The organism is Haloarcula marina (genome assembly GCF_024218775.1).
Lineage (GTDB): Archaea > Halobacteriota > Halobacteria > Halobacteriales > Haloarculaceae > Haloarcula > Haloarcula marina.
In genome coordinates, this window is sequence record NZ_CP100404.1 from 3,121,738 (window position 1) to 3,135,149 (window position 13,412).

A 13,412-nucleotide genomic window follows, 5' to 3' on the forward strand; every position below is an offset into this window, starting at 1 on the left:
GAACACGTTCGACCACACTGCCGCCCGCTGGGAACGCCGTCCGTCGTTGAAGCGTGTGGCCCATCGACCCCCATCTGTATGCACGTAACCAGGCAGACGCTCGCGCGACTCCTCGTCGTCGCGTTCGTCGTCAACCTCGTCGTGATGGGGGCCGGTGCGGCGCTGGCCTACGAGAAGGCCCCGCCCATCCCCGACCGTATCGAGGGGCCCGACGGCGCGACCATCGCGACGAGCGAGGACATCCGCACCGGGAAGACCACCTTCCAGAAGGCCGGGCTGATGAACCACGGCTCTATCCTCGGGAACGGCGCGTACTACGGCGTCGACTACACCGCCGACGCGCTGGACCTGAAAGTCCAGTACATGCGCCAGTACCACGCCCGAGAAGAGTACGGGACCGACTACGACGCGCTCTCGGAGGAACGACAGGCCGCCGTCGCCACCCGCGTCGAACAGCGACTCGACCGGACGGCCGACGGCGACGTGGTCCGGTACTCCGCCGCCGAGACGTACGCCCATCGACAGGTCCGCGACGAGTACGTCCAGCGGTACCACGAGGGGAGCCACGAACGGGGCGTCCCCGAGGGGATGATAGCGAGCGAGGCCGCCGCTCGCCAGTTCGCCGACTTCGCCATGTGGACGGCGTGGTTCTCTCACGCCGACCGCCCGGCGGGCGACCACTCCTACACGAACGAGTGGCCGTACGCCCCCGGTGCCGGGAACGACGCCACCGCCGCCGCGATGACGTGGAGCGTCGTCGCGATGATCCTGCTGGTGGCGGGTGCGGGCGCGGCCGTCTGGCTCTACCGGGCCGTCGACCTGCCGGAACCGGAAGTCGAGGGCATCGACGTGCCCGCGCCCGACGAGGTCGCGCTGTTCCCCGGCCAGCGGGCCGCCACGCGGTTCATCCCCGTCGCGGCGGGCCTGTTCCTGGGGCAGGTCCTGTTAGGGGGCCTGCTCGCGCACTTCTACGTCGAACGGGCCGCCTTCTTCGGCCTCGGTGAGCTACTGGGCGTGAACGTCCTCCAGTGGCTCCCGTTCGCCATCGCGAAGACGTGGCACATCGACCTCGGTATCCTCTGGATAGCGACCCTGTGGCTGGGCGCCGGGCTGTTCCTCCCGCCGCTGTTGACCGGCCGCGAACCCGCCCGGCAGGGCACCTTCGTCAACGTACTGCTGGGGGCGCTCGTGGTCGTCAGCGTCGGCGGCCTCGCGGGCATCTGGCTCGGCGCGCAGGGGTACTTCGACGGCCAGTTGTGGTGGATACTCGGCAACGAGGGGTTAGAGTACCTCGAAGTCGGCCGCCTCTGGCAGGTGGGCCTGCTGGCGGGCTTCCTGCTCTGGGCCGGCCTCGCGTACCGCGGGTTCAAGCCGCTGTTGGACGACGAACCGAAGTACGGCCTCTCGCACCTCATCCTCTATGCGGGTGGCTCCATCGCGCTGCTGTTCTGTGCCGGGATGCTGTACACCCCCCAGACCAACATCGCGGTCACGGAGTTCTGGCGCTGGTGGGTCGTCCACATGTGGGTCGAGGGGGCCTTCGAGTTCTTCATCGTCGCCATCGTCGGCATCACGCTGGTGTCGATGAACCTGCTGAAACGCCAGAGCGCCGCCAAGGCCGTGATGTTCGAGGCGCTGCTGGTGATGGGCACCGGCGTCATCGGCGTCTCGCATCACTACTGGTGGATAGGCATGCCCGACCTGTGGGTGCCCATCGGGAGCGCCTTCTCGACGCTGGAACTCGTCCCGCTGGTGTTCATCCTCTACGAGGCCATCAACGAGTACCGCGCCATGGCGACCGGTGGCGAGGGCTTCCCGTACACCCTCCCCTTCATGTTCATCGTCGCCTCCGGCGTCTGGAACTTCGTCGGGGCCGGGGTGCTCGGCTTCTTCATCAACCTCCCGCTGGTGAACTACTACGAACACGGCACGTACCTCACCGTCGCACACGCCCACGCGGCGATGTTCGGCGCGTTCGGCTTCCTCGCGCTGGGGATGGCGACGTACATGCTCCGCATCAGCGTCGACCCGAGCGAGTGGGACGGGTCGTGGCTCCGCTACGCGTTCTGGTGTTGGAACGTCGGACTCGCGCTGATGGTGCTCGTCTCGGTGACGCCCGTCGGCTTCCTCCAGTTGGAAACGGCGTTCACGCAGGGGTACGACGCCGCCCGGAGCGTCGCCTTCTACGAGCGCCCGCTGGTGGAACTGCTGTTCTGGGCGCGGATGCCCGGTGACACCCTCATCATCCTCGGAACGGCCATCTTCACCGCCGACGTGGTCCGCAAGCGGTTCGACCTCCGGTCGGTGCTGGCCGAGGAGGACGAACCCGTCTCGGACCCGGTGGTGTCCGACGACTGAGGGGCGCAGACGGGAAGCCACTCGATAACCGATAAGCGTCCGGTTACCGTCGCCGTAGCAACCGATTTACGTCTCTCAGTCGACGCGCCAGTTGTCCGCCATCCAGCGGCGCAGGGCCGACGCCCCCGAGTAGGCGACGTATAGTGATGTATCGCTGTTCGAACAACGTGGTATGCATCCGTACGTCAGTACAGTCGGTAAGTGGATGCTCGCCACGGCCGACAAACTCGGCATCGCCACCCCCGACCACATCTACGGGTTCGGCGACCGCTGGCTTCGCTTGGTGTCGTTCACGCCGACCGAAGAGGCCCACGCCATCGCCGACGTCCTCTACGAAATGTACGAACCGGACTCCGTGATAGACTTCGGGTGTGGACTCGGCCGGTATCTCACCGGGTTCCAAGCCCACGGTGCCACCGTCCACGGCGTCGAGGGCTTCTCGGAGGCCCGAGACCACGCCGAGATACCGGACGCCGCCCTCACTATCCACGACCTCCGCGAACCGCTGGAACTGGACGCACGGTACGATTTGGCGCTGTGTATCGAAACCGCCGAACACATCCCGGCCCGGTTCGCCGACACCCTCGTCGACACCCTCACGGCCGCGGCACCGCGGGTGGTCTTCACCGCCGCCCCGCCCGGACACAAGGGGACCCACCACGTGAACGAAGCCCCCCGAGAGTACTGGATAGAGAAGTTCGAATCGCGGGGGTTCTCCTACGCCGCCGAGGAGGCCGACCGACTCCAACAATCGGTGGGTTCCAAGATAGACGACGCGGAGTGGGTCGCCGACCGGCCCTTCGTCTTCGTCGAGCGATAAGCGCCGACGGAAACGGGTCGAACCCGAACCCTCTTGCTTTGCTGGCCCCACAGTCCGACAAATGGTAAACACGCTGACGTGGGTGCTCGTCGGACTCGTCGCGTACACGTTGGTCGCGATGCTGTTGCAAACCCGCGGCGTGGTCCCGGACTTCATTCGGTTCAGCGGCCCGATTACGACCATTCACACCCAGAAAGGGAAGGTCTTTCTCGACTGGTTGGCCCGCCCGAAACGGTTCTGGCGGGCCTGGGGGAACCTCGGCGTCGGCGTCGCCCTCGTGGTGATGGTCGGGTCGTTCCTGCTGGTCGTCTTCGGAGCGTATCAGGCCATCGTCGACCCCCAGCCCTCCGCGCTGAACGAACCCCGCAACGCGCTGGCGATTCCCGGCGTGAACGACTTCCTCCCGCTGTCTGTCGCCCCCGAAATCCTGCTGGGCCTCGCGCTCGGACTCATCGTCCACGAGGGCGGCCACGGCCTGCTCTGTCGCGTCGAGGACATCGACATCGAATCGATGGGACTGGCGCTGCTGGCCGTGATTCCGGTCGGCGCGTTCGTCGAACCCGACGAAGAAGAGCTGTTGCGGTCGAATCGCGGCGCACAGACCCGGATGTACGCCGCGGGCGTCACGAACAACTTCGCGCTGGCGATTATCGCGCTCCTGTTACTGTTCGGGCCGGTCGCCGGGGCGGTGGCCGTCGTCGACGGCGTCCCCGTCGGCGACTCCCTGCCCGGTTCGGCGGCCGCCGAGGCGGGCATCGACTCCGGCGACGTCATCACCGCCATCGACGGCCAACCGGTGAGTAACGGGCGGGAACTGTCGGCCGTGTTGGCCGAGAACGACCGACGGAGCGTCGAAGTCGCCCGCAAGGACGCCTCGACGGTAACCGTCGACCGCGCGCCCATCGTCGTCGGCGCGGTCCAGAGCGCGCCGCTGGGGGTTGGAACGACAATCACGGCGGTCAACGACACGGCCGTCTACACCACCGGTGACCTCGAACGGGTGGCCCGCAACCACACCGTCGCCACCATCCAGACCGAGGACGGCGAGACGGTGACGACGCCGCTGGGCGCGTACGGCCGCGTCGCGGCCGGGAGCCCCCTGAACGAGGCCGGTGCGCCCGCTGGCGCATCGATTATCGTCACGACGTTCGACGGCCAGCGGACCCAGAGCGCCAGCGCGCTGGGGCGGGCGCTCGCCGACACCGACCCCGGTCAGCGGGCGACCGTCGTCGGGTACGTCGACGGCCAGCGCCAGACCTACGCGGTGACCCTCGCCGAGCGCGAGGGTGCCGACAGCGGCACGCTGACCAGCACGTTCCGGGCCGGTATCAGCGGGTTCGAGGTGAACGACTTCGGCATCGACGAGTACCCCGCCGCGGCGTTCCTGGAGTTCATCGGCGGGAACCCCGAGGACCCCAACGCCGCCCGCGAGTTCTCGTTCGTCCAGCGAATCTTCGCGACCATCATCCTCCCCTTCATCGGGGTGGCCGGTGGCTTCGGCTACAACTTCGCTGGCTTCACCGGCATCGCCACCAACTTCTACACCGTCGAGGGACCGCTCGCGGCGCTGGGGACGACGCCCGTCTTCCTCCTGGCGAACGCGCTGTTCTGGACCGGCTGGATAAACGTCGTCATCGGCCAGTTCAACTGCGTGCCGACGTTCCCGCTGGACGGCGGACACATCCTCCGAGCGGGGACTGAATCGGTCGTCTCGCGGCTCCCCGTCCCGGACCGGCGACGGCTGACGACGGCGGTGACCATCGCCGTCACCGTCTCGATGATCGGCGGCCTCATCCTGATGGTGTTCGGGCCGCGGTTCTTCGCGTAGGGACCGCCTTTCGTTACCCATTTACTCCCCGCCGTGAGAGATTGGCGTATGTTCTTAGCGCTCCGTGCGGAGGCCGAAGACGCGCTGGCCGCCGCGCTCACGGACCTCGACCTCCCGACCGACGACCTCGGTATCGAGGAGCCGCCCGAAGACGTCGACGCCGTCCTCGCGTCGAGCGCGGCGTTCCGGTTGGCCGGCGAAGTCGGCGCGCCGCCGCCGAAAGTCGCGGCCGACGTGGCCGACGCCATCGACACCGAGGGCCTCACCTACGTCAGCGAGGTCACGACACAGGGACCGTACGTCAACTTCCTGCCGAGCGAGGCCTACTTCGCCGAGACGCTCGAAGCCGCGACCGACGACGACTACGGCCGTCTGCCCGACCGAGAGACGAGCGTCGTCGTCGAACACACCTCCGCGAACCCGACCGGCCCCGTCCACGTCGGTCGAGCGCGCAACCCCATCATCGGCGACGCCGTCGCTCGCGTCCTCGACTACGCGGGCTACGACGTGGACCGCCACTACTACGTCAACGACGCGGGCCGCCAAATCGCGGTGTTCACGTGGGCCTACGAAACCTTCGACGAGTCCGACTTGCCCGAACCGGAGCGTGATTCCCCCGAGTACGAGATGGTCCGGTACTACCGCAAGGGCAACACGTTCCTCGAAGAGGCGGACGCTGACAAGGTCGAGGAGGCCGAGGCCGAGGTGCAGGCCATCTTGCAGGGCTTAGAGGACGGCGACGAGGCGACCTACGACCGCGTCGCCGAAGTCGTCGACACCGTCCTCGGCGGGATGCAGGCCACGCTCGAACGCCTGCCCGCCGTCTTCGACGAGTTCGTCAAGGAGACGCGGTTCATGCGCGACGGGAGCACCGACGACCTCGTCGACCGCCTGAAGGAACTCGACTGCGCCGTCTACGAAGAGGACGCGTGGCAACTCGACCTCCCCGACTTCGAAAAGAATCTCGTCTTCCTGCGCTCGGACGACACCTCCCTCTATACGACCCGCGATTTGGCCCACCACGAGTGGAAGTTCGACAACTACGACCGCGCGGTCACGGTGCTGGGCGAGGACCACAAACTGCAGGCCGACCAGCTAGACGCGGCCCTCGACCTCCTCGGCAACGACACCGACCAACTCCGGCAGGTGTTCTACTCGTGGGTCAACCTCCCCGAGGGCGGGATGAGCACCCGCGAGGGGACCGGCATCGACTTGGACGACCTCTTGGACGAGGCCATCGACCGCGCCCGCGCGGAGGTCGAGTCCCGACTCGACGACCGCTCTCGCGGCGACCTGACCGAAGACGACATCGAGCGCATCGCCCATCAGGTCGGTATCGGCGCGGTCCGCTACGACATCGTCTCGAAACAGCCGACGAAGGGTATCACCTTCGAGTGGGACCGCGCGCTCGACTTCGAGGCCCAGTCCGCGCCGTACGTCCAGTACATCCACGCCCGCTGTTGCGGGATTCTCGACGAAGCCGACGACGGCGAGATTCCGTCCGCCCCCGACATCGCGCATCTCTCCGAACCGGAGGAACGCGACCTCCTGCGGGTCATCGCTCGCTTCCCCGCGGTCATCGACGAGGCCGCCGACGACCTCCAGCCCCACACCGTCGCCACCTACACGCGGGACCTCGCGGAGACGTTCAACGCCTTCTACCGCGAGTGTCCCGTCCTCTCGGCCGACGCGGAAACGCGGGCCGCACGGCTCGCGCTCGTCGCCGGGACGCGCCACGCCGTCGCCAACGCACTCGACGCTATCGGTGTCGAAGCGCCGGACTCGATGTAAGCCGGGTCGGGGAAAAGGCCGCCGCTCAGTTGAACAGGCCGAACACGCCGCCGCTCGACCCCTCGTCGTCGGCGTCGGACTCCTCGTCCTCGTCGAGGAACCACCCGTCCTCGACGATGGTCTCCACGTCCTCGTCGACGCTCTGTCCCTCGAAGAACAGCCCTTCGAGCGCGTCGGTCAACCGGAGGTACGCATCGGCGGCCGGACTCTCCGGGCGGTTCAACACGAGCGGTTCGTCCGTCGTCGCCTGCGAGTCGTCCGGCACGACGGCGAGCAAGGGGAACGCCAGTTGGTCGTCGATGTCGGCGACGTTCGTGTGTCGAGTGACGCGGTTGATGATGGCGCCGATGACCTTACCGTCGATGCGGTCGGCGAGTTCCGCCGTCTTGACGGTGTCGCCGACGGCCACGTCGTCGGGCGTCGTCACGAGGACGATGCCGTCTGCCAGTCCGAGTGGGACTGCCACCTCGTGGCTCAGGCCCGCCCCGGTGTCGATGAGGACCACGTCGTAGGCGTTCCGGAGCGTCTTGATGACCTTCCGGAGTTTCGCCGGGTCCGCGTCGGCGAACGCCTCCAAGGACTGCTCGCCCGGAATGACAGTCAGCCCACCGGGCGCGTCGGTGAGTGCTTCGCTGACGGCGGCGTCACCGGCGAGAATCTCGTGGAGGCTCTTCTCCGGTTCGACGGTGAGCATCGCTCCGAGGTTCGCCATGCCGAGGTCCGCGTCGACGACGGCGACGTCGTACCCCTGCTCCTGTAGTCCAGCGCCGACGTTGACGGCGGTCGTCGTCTTCCCGACGCCGCCTTTCCCGCCCGCAATCGTGCACACGTACCCGGCCATACTCTGATTGTGTGTCCACTATACTGGCAGTCATATAAACCCGGCTGTCCGTGCCAGACCGTCGCACAAAATCGACCGGCGCGTCGCCGTTCGCTTTGTCGGCGGCCCCTCCCTACGCTCGGCGCCGCCCTACTGTCAACAGGTTCTTACGCAACCTCGGCGAACAACAGACAATGAGCGAGCAGCAGGAATCGGAGCAGTCGGACAAACAGAAGTACGAGTTAGCGTTTCAGCAGTAGTACTTTGTAATACTATTTGGCCGATTATCGGTAAGGGCGTGGTTGTTTCTCGAAATTTTGTGTCACAACCAATATGGGTAGCTGAGAGCCACGGCATTCTTTTTTAAAACGCAAAGTCTCGGCCCATCCTCAACTGTGCGCAAACCGCTCGCAAAGACACACCCACTCTGAGACTGCGGTTCCGGATTCCGACTTCGGTTCGGCAAAGGGTGTGAGCCGATACAAGTGGTGCAAGATGGTAATTCTGTGTTGGTGTGACCCAACACTCTGCCAAGGATTCCTTCACCGTTACGGCCTCGATGTGCTGACACCTCCAGTAGTGGTTCAAGGTGTTCTAATCACACGCGACCTGCCTTCTGTCCACTGCCCCGGTTGGGAGAAAGAAGCCGAGGCAGTGTGATTACTTCCAACATCCACCGACGGGTGTCGCCTTGGTGAACCCCCACCGAGTGAGGAGAACCACCAAGAGTGGTAACAACGGTTCTCACAAATCCATCAAAACCTCTCTGTCGTCTCTTGATGAACCTCTCTGTCCCCCTTGGCCAAGGGAGCGTAGCCACTGTGTTGTCACCTCCGGCAACCTCTCGACTGCCGGGCCACAATGACGGCTCACGTACTTGGTTCGGTGAACCGGGCGGGCGCACTTCGGTTCTTGCATCCCCTCTTGTCGTAGCAGTCTTCAACCGACAAGGGCACACTCCGTAGAGGAAGTTCCTGCCGTCTGACTGCCACCGAAGGCTGAAGGACGAAGGTTCGCATCAAACGATGCTCCCAACCTGCGCTCGGTGGGCTTTGCTCCGGGGTTGCCGTCGCATCGCCAAGTGGCTACCACGTTTCACGGTGGGCCTTGTTGTCTTCTGGCAGAATTTTATTAACCTTACCGAAAGTTTTATTAACTCGGAGAACCAAGAAGAAAGTGAGAGACTTCTTGGTGGCTCCGGCATTTCTGCCAGCCATTTTCACTTGCGTCTGAGTGGTGACACCGCAATGTGAGTTGTTCCGTCAGTCAAAACGACGAAACGACTGATTCTATTCTTGTATTGTATTCCAAGCCTTATAAATCTTTCCCTATTACTTATATACAGTATATAAATATTTTGGTGTAAGTATTAGGGTCTATCGACTTTGCGCAATGCTTCTCAGATAACTTCTGACGGTGGTCAACAAGGCTGATGATTTTAAACAGAGACCAGAATTGGGGCCAAATATACAGACAGTTTTCTTATATTTATCTCGTATTTTAGAGAGTTGCGACAGTTGTATTGGCAAACTTCGTATGCCCTCATGCAACAAATCTAAATCATGCTTCTGAAACGTCCTAACCCCATAAATTCCAAGTCTCGATAAGCGTGTGTTTCTGTCGAGTTTGCCACTGAGAGAATTGCCGCGATAGAATATATACGTCTACTGACTATACCCTCTCAAAACACCGGCTAAGACTATCATTCTTTATAATATTCTGTGCGTCTCAGAAGATATTCACTGAATCATTGAATCATTGCATCCAACACTTTTATTGCATTCCACGCATTTACTCGTGCATATGAGTGAGATACCACTTGCTCACAAGTATTCAGCAGAAACGTACGACCAAGCTCTAACGAACTTGGTGGAAAGATGGGAGAGAAACGGCGACGGAGAGCCGGTAAAGTACGACGAGGCGGCCATTGGGATGGATAAATCCACGGTGTCTACGGCTTTGAAATTCCTCGGTGAAATCGGTCTACTGGAATCACCAAAAGCAGGACAGTACAAAGTACCTGAAGAAGTGGTTGATTTCAAAACCAAAATCGAAGGGGGTGATGTTCAAAAGAAGGCTAAACACAAGGTCGAGGACCGGATAAGTGACTACCCACTGTACAGCGAGGCAACTTTCTACATCGGTGTGAACGATTTCGACTTAGATGAGCTGGTCACGGAGGTTGCAGGTTCGAGTGAAGTAGCCGCCTCACAAGATGAAGTAAACGATGTTGAGCGAAGTATTCGTATTCTCGCAGAGTTGGGGTTTCTGGAGATTGACGAAGAAGGTGGAGTCTCGGTCCCCACTGATTTGAACGAAAGTGCTGATGCCGATAAGTCATCTTCAGACGACTCACAAGGAGACGAAGAGGTGGAAGAGACGGAGAAACAAACAGAAGGAGAAGAAGAGCCAGAGGCAGAGGGTAAACAAGTTACACTCACGAACCCCCAACCCAACACCGATGAGAATGGTCAACAAGAAGTCCGTGGTCAGACCACCTCGCAAGCATTGGCCCAAGCCGGACTTGCAGTTGATGTAGATATTTCAATGGACGTAACGGAGATGGAAACAAACGAAGTTGAGGATAAGCTGGAAATTATCAACGATATTTTCACCAAAAATGGAGAGTAGCTGGAGTAATATTGAGGAAAGGTTCCTCGAACACTACGAGGAGGGTGAGGAATTGGAAGGTAGTGACCGAGATTTCTTAGAACGAATACAGTTTCTCGAAAATGGAGAAATATCCTCAATTGGGGAACACTACCTTGATTCCAAGTTCATCTTCGAGAACGGAGACCACAAGGACGTGCTGAGGCAGGAAGTGTTGAACCTCCAAGAAATTCGGGAGCTATGTCAATCGTTCTACGGTCAGAAAACCGAGCGTGATAAAGTAGAGCGATTTCTCAAATCGAAGACCGACGTGACTAACGATAGAGAAGTCGGCCGAATCTTGAATTTGCTCAACTCCCTCGATGTTGTCTCATACAGCAAGAAAACAGGCGATGTTCAGTTTACCGAAGCGGAACAGGTTGAGGAAGAAAACCAAGACAGTTACAGAGTGACGAACCGCACGCCGTACTCCAATATCAAGCGATTGAGAAGGGCAATTCGGGCTTGCGAAGGGGATTTAATGTGGATTGCAAAACACTTCCCAAAGAAAGGGTTTGAACCTCTTTCTGACGAAGTAACCGGTGATGGGTTCACCTCTGTCCGAATTCTCTGTGGTCCCGATAATGTTACTCACAAGATGAGGTCAGACTTTGAGCGATTTGAACAAGAGATGAGTAATAGAGGAGTGGAAGCAGAATTGCGTGTGATGACGGATGGAGAACACCTCGGGAATCTTCATGACCGATGGATTCTCTCTGATGGTGCTTCTTGGAATGTCCCCCCAGTAAATTCTCTTTACAGGAACCAAGAAGCGGAACTTCACAAAGCAACGGAAGAGGTGTCTTTTGAAGACTGGTGGGATGAAGCAAAAGATATTATCTCTGAATGGAACGACATTCAGAAATACATTTGAGGTCTGTATTTCTGAAACAACTCCAAGGAACCAAATAACCAATTTATATCAATTAAATAGTCAGGAAACCTAAATGATGATGTGGTTACGGAAGGAAACGCGGGAAATAAGGGCTTTGTACAGTAGCAACACCAATCATTTTCTCGGTGGGATTATGAAGTCCTGATATGAATCAAAGTCCGACAACAACCGAACTTCTCCTCCAGTTTCTCTCCCTATTTGTTCCGGCTCTACTTGCTGTGGTTGGAAGCTATTGTGTATATGCAAAAAAACAGAACGACAAAGAGAAAGCCCTCAAATCTGCAATCCGAACAGAGATTGAGTCAGCAGAACGTCTTGAACACATTGGTTCTTACCTTGATTACAAGCGTGATAAGAATGAAGAGAATGGAGAGAACTACGGAGACAATGGAAATGAGCAAAAGAATCTGCCGTATAGTTCGGCAGTCTCCACATCCTTGTATGAAGGCCAATCGTTTGAACTCGGACTACTTGGTGAAAAAGAACGCACTGCGGTTGTAAACTACTACAGCAACGCAATCATCCTGAACGACATGGTTTCTGCTGTTCGGGAATTTGAGGCAAACGGTGAGGAATTCCCATCCGCGGAATATGATTATATGAAGTGGCAACTGGACCGTGTGAGAGGCTTGCGAAAATCTGCATTAATACACTTAGATAGTGATGAAGTACCCGAGGACACAAACTTTGATTAAATGTCAATCATCCGTAGCTGGCCCGCGCCTTCGGAAAGCGTTTCTCACCTTCTCTTCATCATCATGCAGGTACGTCGAAGTAGTAATTTCAGTACTCTCATGGCCGAGAGCTTGGGAAAGCGTGTACACGTCCCAACCCTCTTCAAGAGCGGCCATAGCGAACGAATGACGAATAACGTGGGGTGTCACTGAATGCAGAGTGTGGCCGTCTGCGTTTTCTCCGTATTCTGACTGCAATCCGGCTTCCTTCGCGGCTTCCCTGACAACCTCTTCAACCGTCTGTCGAGTGATTTGCTCACTGTGTGACGTAGGGTAGAGGTATTCAGATTCATCGGCGTAGTAGACTGCTGGCCGTCGTTCATCAAGCCACACGTCCATCAAGAAGGTGAGTGAAGGCTGATAGTAGACTGTCCGGTTCTTTCGCCCCTTCCCTCGAATGTTCACGCTTCGCGCTTCTCTGTCAACGTCAGAAACCCGGATGTTGCAAAGCTCAGTGACTCTGGCCCCAGTTTGGAACAACAATCTCACAATCAATTCGTCCCTGAGCTTGTCCGTAGCCTTCGCCAAAGTGTCCACTTCGTCCGGTGTCAACCACTCCAAATCTTCGTTCGTCTGGCGACTCTTGTACGTACTCGAATCTTCCGGCGAGTAATCGGCCCTCTCTGCTGGCGTATCGTACTCCCAACCTTCGGCGTCAATGCGACCGGCGTCAATGAGCTTGTTTAACTCATTGAATGCGGCCACAAGAGAGGCTTCGGCCTTACCCACACTGCTGGCATTCGTGTATCGTTCATCCAACTCTGCCAGCCAGTCCTCAACGTCGATTGTGTCGGCTTCCTCCAAGACTTTCGGCTCTCGAATGTATCCGTCGTATTCCGGGGTTGGTTCACCGTAATTAAGCCACTGCCGAAACTCTCGAATCTTCGGGACGTACTGGGTGGCCGTGGCTTCCGACTTGTTGTTTTCTACCCTCGAAAGCACTTGGCGAAAGTCGGTGTCTCTCATTGGCCTTTCTTCCAGTAGTGCCGTCCGTCGTGGTTCGTGTCACTACGAAAAACCTGTCCGGTGTTCTCGGCAAGGTCTTTCAGTGTGTCTTGAACATCGTTTACCTCGGCTCCGAGTTTTTGCGCCACTTCTTGAGCCGTCATTGCTTCGGTGTCTTCAGGAAAGTTCGGAGCCGAAGCCGGGATTTCAGGCTCAGTTGTGGCGGTAACAGCTTCGTCTGGAGTCGGTGGAAGCACCTCGAAGACCGCTTTTTTCAAGTCGTATCCAGCTTCTTCGCTTTCCACTTCCTCAAGGGCCGACAGTCTGCCCTCAACATCTTCAATGGAAGTCTGAATCTTCTGAAGATGGGTCAGCACTTCCCCACTCATACCCGCGTTTTCGTCGGGTGCGCGGCGTTGTTCAACATCGTATTTCCCACTGATTTCTTTCTGGACAGAGAGCCGTATCAAGTGACTCACACTGTCAACCTCTGGCGTTTCGTCGGCGTATTCTTCCCACTCTTCTGCTCGTGCTTCGGGAACCTTTACCGTCTTGACCTTCTTATCGCTCAT

At 59.3% G+C, this 13,412-nt stretch carries 10 protein-coding genes; 7 read left to right on the plus strand and 3 right to left on the minus strand.

Annotated features, from left to right (window positions below; all coding sequences use genetic code 11):
• Nucleotides 1-78 precede the first annotated feature (78 nt).
• The 4 genes from NJQ44_RS16460 to argS all read left to right on the plus strand — a co-directional run bounded on the left by NJQ44_RS16460 (nucleotide 79) and on the right by argS (nucleotide 6,797).
• Nucleotides 79-2,358: a nitric-oxide reductase large subunit gene (locus NJQ44_RS16460; RefSeq protein ID WP_254272417.1), complete on the plus strand. Its 2,280-nt coding sequence runs from the start codon at nucleotides 79-81 to the stop codon at nucleotides 2,356-2,358.
• Nucleotides 2,359-2,530: 172 nt separating this feature from the next.
• Nucleotides 2,531-3,178: a class I SAM-dependent methyltransferase gene (locus NJQ44_RS16465; RefSeq protein WP_254272418.1), complete on the plus strand. Its 648-nt coding sequence runs from the start codon at nucleotides 2,531-2,533 to the stop codon at nucleotides 3,176-3,178.
• 61 nt (nucleotides 3,179-3,239) lie between these two features.
• Nucleotides 3,240-5,006 (plus strand): site-2 protease family protein, encoded by a 1,767-nt coding sequence (locus NJQ44_RS16470; protein ID WP_254272419.1) that lies wholly within the window; start codon nucleotides 3,240-3,242, stop codon nucleotides 5,004-5,006.
• A gap of 48 nt (nucleotides 5,007-5,054) precedes the next feature.
• Nucleotides 5,055-6,797 carry an arginine--tRNA ligase gene (gene argS / locus NJQ44_RS16475; protein ID WP_254272420.1) on the plus strand — a complete coding sequence of 581 codons (1,743 nt, stop codon included), beginning with the start codon at nucleotides 5,055-5,057 and terminating at the stop codon, nucleotides 6,795-6,797.
• 25 nt (nucleotides 6,798-6,822) lie between these two features.
• Here argS and NJQ44_RS16480 read toward each other — a convergent pair whose 3' ends face one another.
• Nucleotides 6,823-7,638 (minus strand): MinD/ParA family ATP-binding protein, encoded by an 816-nt coding sequence (locus tag NJQ44_RS16480; RefSeq protein ID WP_254272421.1) that lies wholly within the window; start codon nucleotides 7,636-7,638, stop codon nucleotides 6,823-6,825.
• Nucleotides 7,639-9,420: 1,782 nt separating this feature from the next.
• On the opposite strand from NJQ44_RS16480, the gene NJQ44_RS16485 reads away from it, so the two are divergent.
• From NJQ44_RS16485 to NJQ44_RS16495, 3 genes are all read left to right on the plus strand, one after another.
• Nucleotides 9,421-10,248, plus strand: coding sequence for a hypothetical protein (locus NJQ44_RS16485; RefSeq protein ID WP_254272422.1), 828 nt, complete (start codon nucleotides 9,421-9,423; stop codon nucleotides 10,246-10,248).
• On the plus strand, nucleotides 10,238-11,140 hold the full coding sequence (locus tag NJQ44_RS16490) for a hypothetical protein (protein ID WP_254272423.1): 903 nt from the start codon (nucleotides 10,238-10,240) through the stop codon (nucleotides 11,138-11,140). The genes NJQ44_RS16485 and NJQ44_RS16490 overlap by 11 nt, the downstream gene beginning before the upstream one ends.
• 167 nt (nucleotides 11,141-11,307) lie before the next feature.
• Nucleotides 11,308-11,856, plus strand: a complete 549-nt coding sequence (locus tag NJQ44_RS16495) for a hypothetical protein (protein WP_254272424.1) — start codon at nucleotides 11,308-11,310, stop codon at nucleotides 11,854-11,856.
• Nucleotides 11,857-11,859: 3 nt separating this feature from the next.
• Here the strand turns inward: NJQ44_RS16495 and NJQ44_RS16500 are convergent, their stop codons facing one another.
• Nucleotides 11,860-12,861 (minus strand): tyrosine-type recombinase/integrase, encoded by a 1,002-nt coding sequence (locus NJQ44_RS16500; RefSeq protein ID WP_254272425.1) that lies wholly within the window; start codon nucleotides 12,859-12,861, stop codon nucleotides 11,860-11,862.
• The gene (locus NJQ44_RS16505) at nucleotides 12,858-13,412 is read right to left on the minus strand and encodes a hypothetical protein (protein ID WP_254272426.1); all 555 of its coding nucleotides are present in this window, start codon (nucleotides 13,410-13,412) and stop codon (nucleotides 12,858-12,860) included. Before NJQ44_RS16505 ends, NJQ44_RS16500 begins: the two co-directional genes overlap by 4 nt.

Bases quoted from the DNA above. Each gene is read 5' to 3' on its own strand.
- NJQ44_RS16460 (WP_254272417.1), top strand. From the start codon at position 79: ATGCACGTAACCAGGCAGACGCTCGCGCGACTCCTCGTCGTCGCGTTC.
- NJQ44_RS16465 (WP_254272418.1), top strand. From the start codon at position 2,531: ATGCATCCGTACGTCAGTACAGTCGGTAAGTGGATGCTCGCCACGGCC.
- NJQ44_RS16470 (WP_254272419.1), top strand. From the start codon at position 3,240: ATGGTAAACACGCTGACGTGGGTGCTCGTCGGACTCGTCGCGTACACG.
- argS (WP_254272420.1), top strand. From the start codon at position 5,055: ATGTTCTTAGCGCTCCGTGCGGAGGCCGAAGACGCGCTGGCCGCCGCG.
- NJQ44_RS16480 (WP_254272421.1), bottom strand. From the start codon at position 7,638: ATGGCCGGGTACGTGTGCACGATTGCGGGCGGGAAAGGCGGCGTCGGG.
- NJQ44_RS16485 (WP_254272422.1), top strand. From the start codon at position 9,421: ATGAGTGAGATACCACTTGCTCACAAGTATTCAGCAGAAACGTACGAC.
- NJQ44_RS16490 (WP_254272423.1), top strand. From the start codon at position 10,238: ATGGAGAGTAGCTGGAGTAATATTGAGGAAAGGTTCCTCGAACACTAC.
- NJQ44_RS16495 (WP_254272424.1), top strand. From the start codon at position 11,308: ATGAATCAAAGTCCGACAACAACCGAACTTCTCCTCCAGTTTCTCTCC.
- NJQ44_RS16500 (WP_254272425.1), bottom strand. From the start codon at position 12,861: ATGAGAGACACCGACTTTCGCCAAGTGCTTTCGAGGGTAGAAAACAAC.
- NJQ44_RS16505 (WP_254272426.1), bottom strand. From the start codon at position 13,412: ATGAGCGATAAGAAGGTCAAGACGGTAAAGGTTCCCGAAGCACGAGCA.